At 73.2% G+C, this 16,673-nt stretch carries 10 protein-coding genes; 3 read left to right on the top strand and 7 right to left on the bottom strand.

From position 1 onward, the window contains the following. Positions 1-42 precede the first annotated feature (42 nt). The gene (locus tag ACFY01_RS27065; RefSeq protein WP_390738332.1) at positions 43-3,393 is read right to left on the bottom strand and encodes an ATP-dependent helicase; all 3,351 of its coding nucleotides are present in this window, start codon (positions 3,391-3,393) and stop codon (positions 43-45) included. 266 nt (positions 3,394-3,659) lie between these two features. Next, positions 3,660-4,046 (bottom strand): MGMT family protein, encoded by a 387-nt coding sequence (locus ACFY01_RS27060; RefSeq protein ID WP_390738331.1) that lies wholly within the window; start codon positions 4,044-4,046, stop codon positions 3,660-3,662. A gap of 186 nt (positions 4,047-4,232) precedes the next feature. Between ACFY01_RS27060 and ACFY01_RS27055 the strand changes: the two genes are divergently transcribed. The 3 genes from ACFY01_RS27055 to ACFY01_RS27045 all read left to right on the top strand — a co-directional run bounded on the left by ACFY01_RS27055 (position 4,233) and on the right by ACFY01_RS27045 (position 10,282). After that, a complete protein-coding gene (locus tag ACFY01_RS27055) occupies positions 4,233-6,983 on the top strand; it encodes a YbhN family protein (RefSeq protein WP_390738330.1) in 2,751 nt (916 codons plus the stop codon). A 73-nt stretch (positions 6,984-7,056) separates the two neighbouring features. Next, positions 7,057-8,601, top strand: a complete 1,545-nt coding sequence (locus tag ACFY01_RS27050; protein WP_390738329.1) for an alpha/beta hydrolase — start codon at positions 7,057-7,059, stop codon at positions 8,599-8,601. A gap of 136 nt (positions 8,602-8,737) precedes the next feature. Then, positions 8,738-10,282, top strand: coding sequence for an alpha/beta hydrolase (locus ACFY01_RS27045; protein WP_390738328.1), 1,545 nt, complete (start codon positions 8,738-8,740; stop codon positions 10,280-10,282). A 71-nt stretch (positions 10,283-10,353) separates the two neighbouring features. Here the strand turns inward: ACFY01_RS27045 and moeZ are convergent, their stop codons facing one another. The 5 genes from moeZ to ACFY01_RS27020 form a co-directional block, all read right to left on the bottom strand. Beyond that, complete coding sequence (moeZ, locus tag ACFY01_RS27040; RefSeq protein ID WP_390738327.1) at positions 10,354-11,532, bottom strand: adenylyltransferase/sulfurtransferase MoeZ; 1,179 nt, start codon at positions 11,530-11,532, stop codon at positions 10,354-10,356. A gap of 63 nt (positions 11,533-11,595) precedes the next feature. Beyond that, positions 11,596-12,372: a spherulation-specific family 4 protein gene (locus ACFY01_RS27035; RefSeq protein ID WP_390738326.1), complete on the bottom strand. Its 777-nt coding sequence runs from the start codon at positions 12,370-12,372 to the stop codon at positions 11,596-11,598. Then, positions 12,360-13,319 (bottom strand): NAD-dependent epimerase/dehydratase family protein, encoded by a 960-nt coding sequence (locus ACFY01_RS27030; RefSeq protein WP_390738325.1) that lies wholly within the window; start codon positions 13,317-13,319, stop codon positions 12,360-12,362. Before ACFY01_RS27030 ends, ACFY01_RS27035 begins: the two co-directional genes overlap by 13 nt. A 211-nt stretch (positions 13,320-13,530) precedes the next feature. Further along, the gene (locus ACFY01_RS27025; protein ID WP_390738324.1) at positions 13,531-14,781 is read right to left on the bottom strand and encodes a hypothetical protein; all 1,251 of its coding nucleotides are present in this window, start codon (positions 14,779-14,781) and stop codon (positions 13,531-13,533) included. Beyond that, positions 14,778-16,469, bottom strand: coding sequence for a DUF3492 domain-containing protein (locus tag ACFY01_RS27020; RefSeq protein ID WP_390738323.1), 1,692 nt, complete (start codon positions 16,467-16,469; stop codon positions 14,778-14,780). Before ACFY01_RS27020 ends, ACFY01_RS27025 begins: the two co-directional genes overlap by 4 nt. Positions 16,470-16,673: the final 204 nt, after the last annotated feature.

Below are 16,673 nucleotides of genomic sequence, written 5' to 3'. Positions count from 1 at the left end.
GTGCGATGCGTCACGTGCGTCAGCCGGCCCCGTTCCGGTGCCTCACTCGATCACTTGCCGTCCTTCGGGCTGTGCGCTGCACGACGCCCGGAACGCGCAGTGGGTGCAGTGCTGGCCCGTGCTCGGCGTGAACCGCTCGTCGAGCACCTTCCCGGCGGCGTTGGCCAGCAGCTCGCCGACCCACTCGCCCTTCAGCGGCTCCTGGGCCTGCACCTTGGGCAGGCTGTCGCCGCCGTCCCGCTGGGCGGCGCCTTGCCGCAGGTGGACCAGTTCGGCGCCGCCGGGCTCGGGCCGCACGCCGTCGAAGGCGTCGTCCACGGCGCCTTCGCGGATCGCGAGCTGGTAGACGGCCAGCTGGGGGTGCCGCTCCACCTCGCGGGCGGTCGGGGCCTGCTTGCCGGTCTTGAAGTCGACGACGTACGCCCGGCCCTCGCCGTCCGCTTCGACCCGGTCCATCTGGCCGCGGATGCGGACTTCGTAGTCACCCGCTTCGAGGCTGACGTCGAAGTCGTGCTCGCTCGCCAGCGGTGTCCGCCCGGTCCGGTCCAGCACGTGCCACCGCAGGAAGCGTTCGAGCGCCACGCGCGCGTGCTCCTTCTCCTGCGCCGACTTCCAGGGCGCGTCGAAGGCGAGCGCGTTCCACACGGACTCCAGGCGTTCCATGAGGACGTCGAGGTCGGCGGGTGTGCGTCCGGAGGCGACCTCGTCGGCCAGGACGTGGACGACGTTGCCGAAGCCCTGCGCGGCGGTGGCGGGGGTGTCGGCCTTCACCTCGCGGCCCAGGAACCACTGGAGGGCGCAGGTGTTGGCGAGCTGGTCGAGGGCGCTGCCCGACAGCACGACCGGCTGGTCCCGATCGCGCAGGGGCACCTTGCTCTCGGTCGGCTCGAACATGCCCCACCAGCGGTAGGGGTGCGCGGAGGGGACCAGCGGGCGGCCGTCCTCGTCGGCGAGGGCGGCGAGCCGGGCGAGACGGCGGGCGGCGGCCTCGCGCAGGCCCGCCGACACGCGCGGGTCGACCGTCGTGGCACGCAGCTCGGCGACCAGCGCGGCCACGGACAGCGGGCGGCGCGGGCGGCCGGTGACGTCCTGCGGCTCGACGCCGAGTTCGGTGAGGAACCGGGAGGGCTGGTCGCCGTCGTCGGCGGGCGCCTTCACCGCGGTGACCACGAGCCGCTCACGCGCGCGCGTGGCGGCCACGTAGAACAGGCGGCGCTCCTCGGCGAGAAGCGCTCCTGGAGTGAGCGGTTCGGCGAGCCCGTCGCGGCCGATGCGGTCGGCCTCCAGCAGGGAGCCGCGCCGGCGCAGGTCGGGCCACAGCCCCTCCTGCACGCCGGCCACGACGACCAGGCGCCACTGGAGGCCCTTGGAGCGGTGCGCGGTCATCAGGCGTACGGCGTCGGGGCGCAGCGCACGCCGGGTCAGTGTGTCGGCGGCGATGTCCTCGGCCGCGATCTGCTCGAGGAAGTTGAGGGCGCCCCGCCCGCCGGTACGCTCCTCCGCGCGCGCGGCGGTCGCGAACAGGGCGCACACCGCGTCCAGGTCGCGGTCGGCGTTGCGGCCGGCAGCGCCGCCGCGCCGGGCGGCCCGCTCCAGGCGGGCGGGCCACGGCGTGCCCTCCCACAGCTCCCACAGCGCCTCCTCGGCCGTGCCGCCCCCCGCCAGGCACTCCCGGGCCTTCCTGAGCAGCGCGCCGAGGCGCTGGGCCCCCCGCGCGTACGCGGGATCGTGCGCGACCAGGCGCTCCGGTTCGGCGAGCGCCCGCGCGAGCAGTTCGTCCGAGGGCGGCGGCAACGGGTTGCCCGCCGTCCGCTCCTCCTCGCGCAGGGCACGGCCGAGGCGGCGCAGATCGGCGGCGTCCATGCCGGCCAGGGGGGAGGCGAGCAGGGTGAGGGCGGTCTCGGTGTCGAGCCAGCAGGGCCCCTGGCCGGGCTGCTGGGAGTCCTGGCCCGGGTCCTGACCGGTGTCCTGGCCGGTGTCCTGGCCGGGGCGTTCCGCCGCCTCCGCCGTGGCCACCGCCCGGAGCGCCGTCAGCAGCGGTGCCACCGCCGGTTCGTGGCGCAGGGGCAGGTCGTCGCCGTCGATGTCCAGGGGGACGCCGGCCGCCGAGAGGGCGCGGCGCAGCGTCGGGATGGTGCGGGACCCGGCGCGTACGAGGACGGCCATGTCGCTCCAGGGCACGCCGTCCTCCAGGTGCGCCCTGCGGAGGATGTCGGCGATGTTGTCGAGCTCCGTACCGGATGTGGGGTACGTGTAGACCTCGGCGCGGCCCGAGTCCCGTACCGGGGTCAGCTCGCGGTGGGCGCGGACCTTGTCGGCGGGGAGGCGGGTCAGCGGCATGCGCTGGGTCAGCAGGCGGGTCGCGGCCAGCAGGGCGGCGCCGGACCGGCGGGAGGTGCGCAGGACCTCTACGGCGGCCGGACGGCCGTCCGCGCGCGGGAAGGCCTGCGGGAAGTCGAGGATGCCGTTCACGTCGGCGCCCCGGAACGCGTAGATCGACTGGTCGGGGTCGCCGAAGGCGACCAGGGTGCGGCCGCCGCCGGCCAGGGCGTGCAGCAGACGCACCTGGGCCGGGTCGGTGTCCTGGTACTCGTCGATGTAGACGGCGTCGTACCGGGCGGCGAGCCGTGCGGCGGTCTCCGGGCGGCGGGCGAGGAGCACCGCGCGGTGGACGAGTTCGGCGTAGTCCAGCACGCCTTGCAGGTCGATGACGTCGAGGTACTCGGCGAGGAAGGCCGCCGCGGCCTGCCAGTCGGGGCGGCCGATGCGCCGGGCGAAGGCGTCCAGGGCGGCGGGGCCCAGGCCGAGCTCGCGGCTGCGGGCCAGCACCGCGCGGACCTCGTCGGCGAAGCCCCGGGTGGTCAGGCAGGCGCGCAGCTCGTCCGGCCAGCGCACGTGGTTCAGCCCGAGCCGCTCCAGCTCCGGCTGGCCCGCGAGCAGCTCGCGGACGGTGACGTCCTGCTCGGGGCCGGAGAGCAGGCGCAGTGGCTCCACGAAGAGGTCGCTGTCCTGGTGGGCGCGGACCAGGGCGTAGCAGTACGAGTGGAAAGTGGTCGCCTGGGGGGCGCGGGCCGCCCCTATGCGCCGGGCCATGCGGTCGCGCAGGTCGACGGCCGCCTTGCGGCTGAACGTCAGCACCAGGATGCGCTCGGGGTCCCCGCCACGGGCGATCCGCGCGGCCACGGACTCGACGAGCGTGGTGGTCTTGCCGGTGCCAGGACCTGCGAGGACGAGCAGCGGGCCGGTCCTGTGGTCAACCACGGAGCGCTGAGCGGCGTCCAGACGGAGGGGATCCGGCTCGGTCGGAGGGGTACGCACCAGTCGGTAAGCGCCACTGTTCCCCTGCCGCACCGGGGGGTGCGGCAGGCGCCTGGTGGAGGAAGAGGAGCTCACGTGGTTCGCCGGTCCTGGTGGGTGTGCTGGTTGGCAGGCGGTCACGCGTGCGTGACGGTGGCCGCGGGGTGAGGGGGACGCGCGCAGCCGACGCTACGCCGGAGACGCCGCCGAAAGGGACGGAAGCAGGGCTTCCGGTTCATCCCTCGCAGCGCTCGCGCCACGCGAGCCCCACGACTCACGAACGTACGCCATGCCACGGAGGTGGCCCGTTTCCCCCTTATGGGGCACGGGCTCCCCTCGGGGGCGTCCGATGGCGGAAGCTGTCAGGTGTGACCCTCCGCGCTCTCGCCGCCGTCCCATCTGGCCCGCCTCATGTCGAGGCGGGGCAGGTGGCCCTCGGCCGCTCTGCCCGCCTCCCTCAGCGGAGTGCCCTCGGCGCGGTAGTGCTCGAGCGCCCGCAGTTCGTGGCCGGGCAGCAGGAGGCCGTCCGCGCGGACGACCCGCCACCACGGGACGGCTCCGCCGTAGAGGGCCATGACCCGGCCCACCTGGCGCGGGCCGCCCTCCTGGAGCCACTCCGCGACGTCCCCGTACGTCATGACCCGCCCGGGCGGGATCAGCTCGGCGACGTCGAGGACCCGCTCGGCGTACTCCGGCAGCGCGTCCGCGTATCCGGCGCGCGTGTCCTCCGGATGCCTCTGCTCGCTCATCCGCCCCATCCTGCCCCACCCCACCGACAACGTGACGCGGACGGCGGCGGGACGGTCCCTCGCCCTCCGGCGGAGCTTCCGGCAGACTGTGCGCTCCCGCATTTGCACCCTGATGCCCCCGTGTGTCGGTGCGGCATGCCACCATCGTGCGGGCGGTGACTGGTGATACGAGATCAAGAAGAGACGATGAAGCAGCAGGGCGTGCACCCCGAAGGCGCGGAGGGCACCTCTGCCGCGGCGTCGCGCCCGGACCCCGCCGAAGCACCCGCCGAGCGTCCGGCCGGCGAGGACACACGGCGGCCCGACGACGCGGCAGTGCCCGGAACCGAGCCGGATGACGAGATGCACGCCGAAGCCGTCGAGGGCGACGAACCGCTGCTCCCCGCGCGCGTGCACCGCCCCTCCGACCTGATGCGCCTGCTGGTGGGTGTGCTCGCCATCGCCGTGCTGCTGGCGATCGCCGCGTTCGCGCACGGGACCACCTCGGGGTTCGAGCAGGACATCAACAAGGGCACCGGCCAGGCACCCGATCTGCTGATCAGGGTCGCGGGGCTGGCGTCGAGCATCGCGATCCTCCTGGTGCCGGTCGCGTTCGCGATCGAGCGGCTGATCAAACGGGACGGGCTGCGCATCGCCGACGGCGTGCTCGCGGCGGTCCTCGCGCACGGTGTGACGCTCGCCACCGACCTGTGGGTCGCCCGGGCCGCACCGGGCTCCATCCAGGAGGCGCTCACCCAGCCCTCCCCCGGTGACATCCACGCCCTGACCGACCCGGTGCACGGCTACCTCGCCCCCGTCATCGCCTACATGACGGCCGTCGGCATGTCCCGGCGGCCCCGCTGGCGCGCGGTGCTGTGGATCGTGCTGCTGCTCGACGCCTTCTCGATGCTGGTCACCGGCTACACGACCCCCTTCTCGATCATCCTGACCGTGCTGATCGGCTGGACGGTGGCCTACGGCACGCTGTACGCGGTCGGCTCCCCCAACATCCGTCCCACCGGCCAGACCCTGATGGCGGGGCTGCGGCACGTCGGGTTCCACCCGGTCAGCGCGGCCCGTGACGAGGCCCCTGACGCCGAGAACGCGGACCGCGGCCGGCGCTACTTCGTGACCCTGGAGGACGGCCCGCCGCTGGACGTCACGGTCGTCGACCGGGAGCAGCAGGCCCAGGGCTTCTTCTACCGCGCGTGGCGCAACCTCACCCTGCGCGGCTTCGCCACCCGCTCCAGCCTCCAGTCGCTGCGCCAAGCGCTGGAGCAGGAGGCGCTGCTGGCGTACGCGGCGATCGCGGCGGGCGCCAACGCCCCCAAGCTGATCGCCACGTCCGAGCTGGGCCCCGACGCGGTGATGCTCGTCTACGAGCACACCGGCGCGCGCAGCCTCGACTCGGTGGCCGACGACGAGATCACCGACGACCTGCTGCGCAGCACCTGGCACCAGGTGCGGGCCCTTCAGTCCCGGCGCATCGCGCACCGCAGGCTCGCGGGTGACGCGATTCTGGTGGATCGTTCCGGCACGGTGATCCTCACCGATCTGCGCGGCGGCGAGATCGCGGCCGGTGATCTGCTGCTGCGCATGGACGTCGCCCAGCTGGTCACCACGCTCGGCCTGCGGGTGGGCGCCGAACGTGCGGTGGCCTCCGCGGTCGGTGTCCTCGGACCCGACGCGGTCGCCGACTGCCTGCCCATGCTCCAGCCGATCGCTCTGACCCGCTCCACGCGCGCGACGCTGCGAAAACTGGCCCGGGAACGGGCCGAGCGCGAGCGCGAAGCGGTCCTCGACGCGTCCCGGCAGGCCAAGCAGGCCCGCCTGGAGGAAGCCTCGGACGACACCAGACCCGCTCTGGAGAAACCCGACAAGAAGACCGTGCGCGCCGAGCAGCGGGCCGAGAAACGGGCCATCGACGAGGCCCTGGAGGAAGCGCGCGAGGAGGACCTGCTCACCCAGATCCGGCACCAGGTGCTGCGGATCAGGCCGCAGGCGCCCGTGGAGCCGGCCCGGCTGGAGCGGGTGCGACCGCGCACGCTGATCAGTTTCATCGCCGGCGCGATCGGTGCGTACTTCCTGCTGACGCAGCTCACGCACATCGAGTTCGGTCCGCTGGTCGCCAATGCCCAGTGGGGCTGGGTGGCCGCGGCCGTGCTGTTCTCGGCGGCCAGCTACTTCGCGGCGGCGATGGCCCTGCTGGGGTTCGTGCCCGAGCGTGTGCCCTTCCTGCGGACCGTGGCCGCGCAGGTCGCCGGCTCGTTCGTGAAGATCGTGGCGCCCGCCGCGGTCGGCGGTGTCGCACTCAACACGCGCTTCCTCCAGCGCGCGAGCGTGCGCCCCGGGCTCGCGGTGGCGAGCGTCGGCGCCTCTCAGCTGTTCGGGCTCGGCTGCCACATCCTGATGCTGCTGTCCTTCGGCTATCTGACCGGCACCGAGAAGACGCCGTCACTGTCGCCGTCCAGGACGGTCATCGCCGGTCTGCTGACGGTGGCGGTGCTCGTGCTCGTGGTGACCTCGGTGCCGTTCCTGCGCAAGTTCGTCGTCACGCGCGTGAGGTCGCTGTTCGCCGGCGTCGTGCCACGCATGCTGGACGTTCTCCAGCGGCCGCAGAAGCTGGTCACCGGCATCGGCGGCATGCTGCTGCTGACCGCCTGCTTCGTGATGTGCCTGGACGCGTCGATCCGGGCGTTCGGCGACAACACGACCTCGCTGAGCATCGCCAGCGTCGCCGTGGTCTTCCTGGCTGGCAACGCGCTCGGCTCCGCGGCGCCCACCCCGGGCGGCGTCGGCGCGGTCGAGGCCACCCTGACCGTCGGCCTGATCGCCGTCGGCCTTCCCAAGGAGGTCGCCGCACCGGCAGTCCTGCTGTTCCGGCTGCTGACACTGTGGCTGCCGGTGCTGCCGGGCTGGCTGGCGTTCAACCACCTGTCGCGCAAGGGCGCACTTTAGCGCCCGGTGCGGGGCGTACCTCGTACGGCTCGCGTCCCGCGCGCCCAGCGTCACGCGGCCGCAGGATGGAGACATGCCGAACCCCACCCGCATCCGAGCCGCCGCCGCCCTGGCCTCGGCTGTGCTGCTGTCCGCACTGCTGGCGGGGTGCGATCAGGGTGAGAAGGACGGGAACCTGACGGCGCAGAAGCTGGACTGGACGGACTGCCCGGCCCCGTCGGCGGCCGAGGGCGGCGGCAGCGCCCCCTCGCCGCTGCCGGGCGGCGCCAAATGGCAGTGCGCCACGATGAAGGCGCCCCTCGACTGGAGCGACCCCAAGGGCGACACGATCGACCTCGCGCTGATCCGGGCCAGGGCGAGCGGGGCGGCGAGCGAGCGGATCGGCTCGCTCATGTTCAACTTCGGCGGCCCCGGCGGCAGCGGCGTCACCACGCTGCCCGCGTTCGGCGAGGACTACGCGCAGCTGCGCACCCGCTATGACCTGGTGAGTTTCGACCCGCGCGGGGTGGGCCGCAGCGCGCCCGTGGAGTGCGAGAGCGACGCGCAGCTCGACGAGTACTTCCAGCAGGACGCCACACCCGACGACAGCGCGGAGCGCACCCAGCTCCTGGAGCGCACCAAGCAGTTCAACGCGGCCTGCGAGAAGCACTCCAAGGACATCCTGCCGCACGTGCGCACCACCGACGCGGCCCGTGACATGGACCTGATGCGCCAGGTCCTCGGCGACCCCAAGCTGTACTACTTCGGCATCTCCTACGGCACCGAACTCGGCGGCGTCTACGCCCACCTGTTCCCCAGGAACGTCGGCCGCGCCGTCTTCGACGCCGTCGTCGACCCCACCCAGGACCCTGAGCAGAGCTCGCTCGGACAGGCCAGGGGCTTCCAGCTGGCGCTCGACAACTTCGCCGAGGACTGCACCTCGAAGACCACCGACTGCCCCGTCGGCGACACCCCGCAGGACGTCAAGGACCGCATCGCCAAGCTGCTGGCCGACCTCGATCGCAAACCGATCCCCGGTATCCTCCCGCGCGAGCTGACGCAGAGCGACGCGACCAACGGCATCGCGCAGTCGCTGTACTCGAAGGACTTCTGGGAGTACCTCACCGAGGGTCTGGAGCAGGCCTACGACGGCGACGGCAGGATCCTGATGCTGCTGTCCGACTCGATGAACGGACGCAGCGAGAACGGCGAGTACAGCAACATCGCCGCCGCGAACACCGCGATCAACTGTGGCGACGCGAAACCGCGCTACACCGCCGCCGACATCCAGCAGAAGCTGCCGGAATTCCGCGCCGCCTCCGCCCTGTTCGGGGACTACCTGGCCTGGGGCATGATCGGCTGCACCGACTGGGCCGTGCCGGGCGCCGCCGACCACCCCGACGTGAGCGCGCCCGGGTCGGCGCCGATCCTCGTCGTCGGCAACACCGGTGACCCGGCGACGCCGTACGAGGGCGCGAAGAAGATGGTGGACGCTCTCGGCAAGGGTGTCGGCGTCGAACTGACGTACAAGGGGCAGGGTCACGGCGCCTACGACAGCAAGAACAAGTGCGTGCAGGCTGCGGTGAACGGCTATCTGCTGGAGGGCAAGGTGCCGTCGGCGGGAACCGTCTGCTCCTGAACCACTGCGACCCCACGACAAAAAGCCGCAGGTCAGACGGTTATCCACAGGCCAAAACGGGTTTGGGAAGATCCGCCTACCATGGCTTGACCGCTCACCGCGACCGAGAAGCGGAGGGCCTGGCGAGGGGGTGTGCATGTCGCGTTTCGTACGGTGGTCGGCCGTGGTCGCCGCCGCGATGCTGGTGGCCGGGTGCGGCAGCGGGCCGGACGGGAGCGGGGACGACGCGAAGCGGCGGTCCGATGCGCCGTCGGCGTCGCCGACCGCCCCCTCCGCCGCCGGCCTCCCCTCTTCGCTCACGTCCCAGAAGCTCGACTGGGGTGGCTGCGAGGCCACCGAAGACTCCCCGGCACCGAGCGGTGAGTGGCAGTGCGCGACGGTCAAGGTGCCGCTCGACTGGCGCAGCCCCAAGGGCGCCACCATCGGCCTGCCGCTGATCCGGGCGAAGGCCACCGGGGACGACCGCATCGGCTCGCTGCTGTTCAACTTCGGCGGGCCGGGCGGCTCGGGAGTCTCGACGATGCCCGCCTTCGGGCCCACCATGTCCACGCTGCGCGAGCGGTACGACCTGGTCAGCTGGGACCCGCGCGGGGTCGGCGCCACCAAGGGCATCCGCTGCCGCGGCGACAAGGACGTGCAGGCCGCCGAGGCGGTGGACGCCACCCCCGACACCCCGGCCGAGGAGAAGGCGTACTTCCAGGACGCCACCGATTTCGGCAAGGGCTGCTCACGGGCCGCCGGAAAACTGATGGCCCACGTCTCGACCACCGACACCGCCCGCGACATGGACCTGATCCGCCAAGTGCTCGGTGACGCCAGGACGCACTACTTCGGCTTCTCCTACGGCACCGAACTGGGCGGCGTTTACGCCCACTTGTTCCCGAAGAACGTGGGGCGCCTGGTCCTCGACGCGGTGGTCGACCCGAGTGCGGACTCGGTGGGCCACGCCGAGAACCAGGCCAAGGGCTTCCAGCGGGCACTCGACGACTACCTGAAGTCGACCGGCCAGGACCCCGCGAAGGGCTCGCAGAAGATCGTGGACCTGCTGAGGCGGGTCGACGCGAGGCCGCTGCCCACGTCCTCCGGTCGCAAGCTGACCCAGACGCTCGCCGTCACCGGCATCATCCTCCCGCTGTACAGCGAGTCCCGCTGGCCGGACCTGACCGGCGCCCTCACCGCGGCGGAAGCGGGAGACGGAACGCGGCTGCTGGCACTCGCCGACGACTACAACGGGCGGGATGCCTCGGGGCACTACGACACGACGACCCAGGCCCAACGAGTCATATCGTGCCTGGACGACAAGGAGCGGCCCACGCTCCAGGAGACGAAGAAGCTGCTGCCCCGATTCGAGAGGCTCTCGCCGGTCTTCGGGGACTTCCTGGGCTGGGACGCGGCCGGCTGGTGCCACGACTGGCCGGTACCCGGACAGTACGAGACCCCCGAGGTGAGCGCACCGGGCGCGGCACCGATCCTGCTGGTCGGCAACACCGGGGACCCGGCGACGCCGTACGAGGGCACCCGCAGGATGGCCGACGAACTGGGCCGGGGTGTCGGCGTCGAGCTCACCTGGAAGGGCGAGGGACACGTGGCCTACGGCCGAGGGAGCGACTGCGTCGACTCGACGGTGAACGCCTACCTGCTGAACGGCACGGTTCCCAAGAACGGCAAGGTCTGCTCATGACGACGGCGGGGGCCCCACGCACCCGAGGTGCGCGAAACCCCCGCCGTCGGACGAACGGGCCGAGCCGTGGCTCAGTAGACCGGCTTGTCCGGTTCGATCTGGTTGACCCAGCCGATGACGCCGCCGCCGACGTGAACGGCGTCGGCGAAGCCGGCGGACTTCAGGACGGCGAGGACTTCCGCACTGCGGACACCCGTCTTGCAGTGCAGGACGATCTTCTTGTCCTGCGGGAGGCCCTCGAGGGCGGTGCCCATGAGGAACTCGTTCTTCGGGATCAGGCGGGCGCCGGGGATGGAGACGATCTCGTACTCGTTCGGCTCGCGGACGTCGATGATCTCGATGTTCTCGCCGTCGTCGATCCACTCCTTGAGCTGCTTGGGAGTGATCGTGGCGCCGGCCGCCGCCTGCTGGGCCTCCTCGGAGACGACGCCGCAGAAGGCCTCGTAGTCGATGAGCTCGGTGACGGTCGGGTTCTCGCCGCAGACCGCGCAGTTCGGGTCCTTGCGGACCTTGACCTGGCGGTACTGCATCTCCAGGGCGTCGTAGATCATCAGACGGCCGACCAGCGGCTCGCCGATGCCCGCGAGGAGCTTGATGGCCTCGTTGACCTGGATGGAGCCGATGGACGCGCACAGCACGCCCAGCACGCCGCCCTCGGCGCAGGAGGGGACCATGCCGGGGGGCGGGGGCTCCGGGTAGAGGCAGCGGTAGCAGGGGCCGTGCTCGGACCAGAAGACCGAGGCCTGGCCGTCGAAGCGGTAGATCGAACCCCACACGTACGGCTTGTTCAGCAGTACGCACGCGTCGTTGACCAGGTAGCGGGTCGCGAAGTTGTCCGTGCCGTCGACGATCAGGTCGTACTGGCTGAAGATGTCCATCACGTTGTCGGCCTCGAGCCGCTCCTCGTGAAGGACCACGTTCACGTACGGGTTGATGCCCTTGACGCTGTCGCGCGCGGACTCGGCCTTGGAGCGGCCGATGTCGGACTGGCTGTGGATGATCTGGCGCTGCAGGTTCGACTCGTCGACCTCGTCGAACTCCACGATGCCGAGGGTGCCGACGCCCGCGGCGGCCAGGTACATCAGCGCCGGCGAGCCCAGGCCGCCGGCGCCCACACAGAGCACCTTGGCGTTCTTCAGCCGCTTCTGCCCGTCCATCCCGACGTCGGGGATGATCAGGTGGCGGGAGTACCTGCGGACCTCGTCTACGGTGAGCTCAGCAGCTGGCTCGACCAGGGGTGGCAGCGACACGGGGACTCCGTTGGTCGGTCAAACAGTACGGTTGTTCTCCGCGTAACACTGCCACGGCCTTTTTCATTCCGAGACACCCGTTCCGACACGCGAGACGATTTCGTCCCAGTAGCCGGGCATGCCCTCCCAGGGATCGACGCGGCCGCCGCGGCTGCCCGGACCTCGGCGACCGCCGCGATCGGTGCGGTCGGTGAACCAGATCGTCGCCGCGCCCTGCCAGCGGGCGATGCGGAGTGCCTCGTCGAGGTGGCCGCGAGGCACGCCGTGCACGAAGTGGCAGAAGCGGTCGGGCGGGTAGTCGGCGGTCCACTCGGCGACCTGCGACCAGCGGTAGTCGCTCCAGGAACCGGAGAAGGTCACCAGCTGGTCGGCGTTCTCGGCGTATCCCGGACAGGGGTGGGTGCCGTGGCCGAGGACTATGTGGGCGTCGTCACGGATCGCGCGCAGCCTGCTCACCGTGCGGCGGACCTCGCCGAGCGCGGGGCGTTCGGCGGGGCAGCGGTCGAGCAGGAAGCCGTCGACCTGGTACCAGTCGAGGAAGCGGTGCGCGTCCGCGACCAGCTCGCCGAAGGCACGGAGGCCGTACCTGGCGTCCAGGTGACCGAGGACGCGCACGCCCGCGTTGCGCAGCCCACCGGCCGCCTGGAGACAGTGCGGGTCGGGGCGGGTGCCGGGGCCCTGGGCGACGTTGAGGACGACCCAGTGCAGGGGCGCGCCGGGCCGGGTCAACGCGGCCCATTCGGCCGGGGCGACAAGGGGGTGGGCGTAGCCCGGGACGCCGAAGCCGGTGCGGATGCCGGTGGTCGTGGTGCCCGACCTGGTGCTGGTCAGATACGGCATGCCGCCTCCATCCAGATGTCGGCGAGGGACTCCTCGAGGTTGATCCGGGGGCGCCACCCGAGCCGGTCGCGGGCGGTACGGACATCGGCCTGCTGCCAGCTGCCGCAGCCGTCCGGATACGGGTACGCGACCGGGGAGGCGTGGTCGGCGTCGGGGCGGGGGTGGCCGATGGCGGTGCGCAGCGGGCCGGGCGGGCCGTCGAGCTCGTGGAGGGCACCGCCGTACCCGGCCACCCGGGCGAGGACGGTGGCGGCGTCCCGCAGGCGCACGGCACGGCCCGAGCCGATGTTGATGACTCCTTGCGCGGCGGACAGCGAGGCGGCGTGCACGGCGCGGGCGACATCGCGTACGTCGACGAAGTCCCGCTGGACGCCGAGGCCGCCGAGCTTGAGTTCGCCGTCACCGGACTGCATGGCGCGGCGCATCGCCTCGGCGAGGCGGCCGAGCGGGGAGCCGGCCGGGGTGCCGGGGCCGGCGGGCGAGAAGACGCGGAGCACGACGGCGTCGAGGCCGGAGCCGAGGACGAGTTCGGTGGCCGCGAGCTTGCTGACGCCGTACGGGCCGCCGGGGCGCGGGATGGCGTCCTCGGCCGTGGAGGAGCCGGGCTGGCTGGGGCCGTACTCGGAGCCGCAGCCGATCTGCACCAGACGCGCGCCGCAGCCGCTGCGGCGCAGTGCCTCGCAGACGGTGGCGACCGCGACGGTGTTGTGCCGGGTGAGCTCGCGGGCGCCGCCGCGGGTGGCGCCCGCGCAGTTGACGACGACTCCGGGGTGGACCGCGTCGAGGAAGCGGGTGAGGGCGCCGGGGCTGCCCGTCGCCAGGTCGAAGCGGACGTCGGCGTCGTCGCCGCGGCCGAGTGCGGTGAGCTGGACGGCCGGGTCGGCGAGCAGGCGGTCGGCGACGAAGCGGCCGAGGTAGCCATTGGCTCCGATCAGCAGGACTCTCATCGGGCCGCTCCCGGGGTGATCGCTCCGGCTGTTCCGGTGGCTCCGGACGCTCCGGGTCGGGAGGTGGTCATCTGGTGTTCTCCTTCGAGGGGGTGGTGCGGTTGCCTGCGGTTGCCCGCGGCGAACGGCCGGGCGCCTGGGCCTGCGGCCGTCCTGCCTGGGTTTGCCATGCCTGGGTTCGCCATGCCTGGTCTCGTCATGCCTGGTCTCGTCATGGCTGGTCTCCCGTCCGGTCCTCCGCCGGCGCGTGGGCCGAGGCCCGGGTCAGGGTGCGGCTCGCGTGGACCAGCAGGACCAGGGCCGCGGTCGCGCAGGCGAGGGTGGGCACGCTGCCCGGGCCCCAGGCGTCCACGAGCGACTCGACGGGGGCCGCCGCGAACGCGCACCCGGGCAGGCGGCCCGTGAGGTCCAGGGCGGAGGCCGCCGCCTCCGTCACGGCCGCGCCGGCCAGGACCAGCGCCGGGGCGTGGCGATGGCGGTGGACGGTGAGCAGGCGGGCGAGCAGGAGGAGGCCGCCCAGGGCGAGTGCCTGCGGGTAGGCGGCGGGCTGGTGCAGGGCCGCGCCGCACACGGCGAGCAGGGCCGTGAGGAGGGCCAGGAACAGGGCGAGCGTGCCGAACAGCGCCGGTCGGGTGGCGGTGGCGAACTCGTCCAGGCCGCGGCTGGCCGTGAGTCTGCGGTGGGCCCGCGCGGCGAACAGGTGGGCGCACCAGGCCGCCGGTGCACAGCTCAGGAAGAGGGCCAGTACGGGCGCGGTGGCCAGGGGCCAGGGGCCGTCCGCGGCGCCGGTCGGCAGCTCGTCGGGGCCGCCCTCCAGGACGGCTCGGAGCAGGCCGTCGCCGAGCAGGGCGTAGGCGAGGAGCCAGACGGTCGCGGCGCGCGTGCGGGTCGCCGCGCGCCACGCGCGTGTGCCGGCCGGTGTGCTCAGCGGGCCCCGGCGCAGTGCCGCGCGCACCGCGAGGGCCATGGCGAGGAGGCTCACGGCGGCGACCAGCAGGCGCGGCCGGCCGTGGGTGAGGCGCAGCCCGGTGACCACCGCCGCGCCGAGGGCGCCCGGCAGGAGGGTGAGCAGGGCCCAGTCGAGACGGGGCCGGGGAGGGGCGGCGGTGTCGGCGGGCTGGACGTTGTCGGCGTCGCGGGAGGCGCGCGCGAACATCTCCTCGGCGAGCGAGAACACGTCCCGGTGGCGAAAGCTCGCGGCGGTCCGGTCGGTGACGCCGTGGGCTTCGAGGCCCGCCGCGATCTCCAGCGGGTCCACGGCTCGCTCGCACAGCTCGCGGTGACGGTGCATCAGCGCCTTGACCGGGTCGGCGGCGCCCCGGCGGGCAGTGGGCACGGGTCCGGACCCGTGCGCCGCGCCCGGCGCCGGCCTCTCCCCCGCCAGCCACTCCTGCGACCGTGCGTCCCACGCCCCGGGGTTGTCGGGGGTTCCGGGGCGGTCCAGCTCACCCAGGCCGCTCATCGCGCCGCCTCCGGCGCCACTGTCCGGATGGCCCGGCCCGGTGCGCCGGTCGCCCGCCCGGGGCCGCCGCGAGCCACGACGCGGGCCGCGGGGCCGGTCCAGCGGCCGGGGACGCGGGCCTCGGCGGGGACGGCGAACGGGAGGGGTTCGCCGGTCTTGCCGGTGATCACGCGGCGTACGGGACAGCGCGAGACGATCTCCAGGTAAATGCTGTGAAATGCCGCGATGTTCTGCTCGACGGTGAAGAGTTCGAGCGCGCGGGCGCGGGCGGCGGCGCCCAGGCGCGCACGGCGCTCCGGGTCGCGCAGCAGCGTCACGCACGCCTCGGCGAGCGCTCGCGGATTGCGTGGCGGCACGACGAGACCGGTGCCGCCGACTGCCTCGACCACCGCCCCGACGTCCGTGGACACCGTGGCCCGGCCGCACAGCATGGCCTCGACCAGGCTGATCGGGAAGCCCTCGACGACACTGGACAGGACGACGACGGCGCCCGCCGCGTAGGCGTCGGCGAGGGTCGGGACCTCGGGACCGCCGATCTCCTCGAAGGAGACGGGGTTCTCGCCGACCGCGTGCGCGCCCTCCGCCTCGGCCGGGAAGAGCTGTGCGGCCAGCACCTCGCACTGCCCCAGGTACGCCTGGGCCTCGGGTCCGGTCGCCGCGCCCACGATGCGCAGCCGTGCCTTGGGCTCGGACCTGCGCACCTCGGCGAAGGCGTGCAGCAGGGACACCAGGTCCTTGGCGGGGTCCACCCGACCGACCCACACCAGCGTGCCCGGGTCGGCGCGGTCCGGGGATTCGCCGACCTCCGTGAAGCGGGACGCCTCCATGCCCGGGTGGACGGTGCGGATCCTGACGCGGTCCGCGCCGCAGTGTTCCTGCCATCGGCGGGCGTGCCCGTTGCCGGGCGTGATGATCGCGGCCCGCCGGTAGATCTCGGCGGCGAGCAGGCGGTGGAAGGAGGCGAGCAGGGCCCGTACGGCCGGGGCCGCGGTGCCGGGGCCGGAGGCGAGGTAGTGGGAGCGCAGTTGTACGCCGTACTCGGTGACCAGCAGCGGCACCCCGCAGAAGTGGCCGGCTAGGAGTCCGGCCAGGGCCGCCGGGCCGCCGGTCGTGGCGTGGCACAGGTCCGCGGCGCCGAGGTCGTCGTCCTCGTACCAGTCGAGGGAGAGGGGGCGCAGGGCGCGTTCGAGGTGTGCGGCGACGGTGAGCAGTTCGGGGACGCGGGCCTCGCGCGCGGTGCGCAGGACGCCGGGCGCGCGACAAGCGCGCTCCAGGGCGCGTACGGCGGTTTCGGAGCGCAGCGCGCCGGGCAGTCCGCCCTCGTCGCGGGCGAGTTCGGCGAGTCCGTACAGCGCGCTGCCGAAACGGTCCGCCGGGGCATGGGGATCGGTATCCGGGGCCGTGCAGACCGCCCCTGCGAGTTCCTCGTAGCACTCGGTGAAGCGCCGGCGTGCGCGCCGCCCGTGCCCGGGCCCGTCGTCCTCGGCGGTCCACAGCGGTGCGGTTCGCACCCGGTTGACCTGCGGGGGAAGCGGGACCCAGCCCTCGTCCTCCTGCCGCTGGGTGCGGCTGAGCGCGTAGACGTCGAACTCGTGCTGCCCGAGCCCGCGCACGAGCCGGTCGCACCAGAGTCCGGCGTCACCGTTCACATACGGATAGCCACCCTCCGTCAGCAGTCCGATGCGCACGTGTGCACCCCCGATCATCTCCCGTCCGGGGAGCCGCCGTTGTGTCGGCGGCTCGTAGCGGGGACGAACGTATGCGGACAAGCCGGTGGCGGGGGGGGGGGGGGGGGGGGGGGGCCGCCCCCCGCCCGGGGGGGGGGGCCCCCGCGCCGGGGGGAGGGGGGGTGGGCGGGGGGGTAGAAATACGCCGCCGCCGCCAGCGGCGCG

The organism is Streptomyces sp. NPDC001480, from assembly GCF_042894725.1.
In the GTDB taxonomy this organism is placed as follows: domain Bacteria; phylum Actinomycetota; class Actinomycetes; order Streptomycetales; family Streptomycetaceae; genus Streptomyces.
This window is presented reverse-complemented; position numbering and strand designations above follow the sequence as displayed.

Excerpts from the sequence above, each read along its gene's own strand:
- ACFY01_RS27060 (WP_390738331.1), bottom strand. The coding sequence starts at position 4,046 with ATGAGCGAGCAGAGGCATCCGGAGGACACGCGCGCCGGATACGCGGAC.
- ACFY01_RS27055 (WP_390738330.1), top strand. The coding sequence starts at position 4,233 with ATGAAGCAGCAGGGCGTGCACCCCGAAGGCGCGGAGGGCACCTCTGCC.
- ACFY01_RS27050 (WP_390738329.1), top strand. The coding sequence starts at position 7,057 with ATGCCGAACCCCACCCGCATCCGAGCCGCCGCCGCCCTGGCCTCGGCT.
- ACFY01_RS27045 (WP_390738328.1), top strand. The coding sequence starts at position 8,738 with ATGTCGCGTTTCGTACGGTGGTCGGCCGTGGTCGCCGCCGCGATGCTG.
- ACFY01_RS27035 (WP_390738326.1), bottom strand. The coding sequence starts at position 12,372 with ATGCCGTATCTGACCAGCACCAGGTCGGGCACCACGACCACCGGCATC.
- ACFY01_RS27030 (WP_390738325.1), bottom strand. The coding sequence starts at position 13,319 with ATGAGAGTCCTGCTGATCGGAGCCAATGGCTACCTCGGCCGCTTCGTC.
- ACFY01_RS27025 (WP_390738324.1), bottom strand. The coding sequence starts at position 14,781 with ATGAGCGGCCTGGGTGAGCTGGACCGCCCCGGAACCCCCGACAACCCC.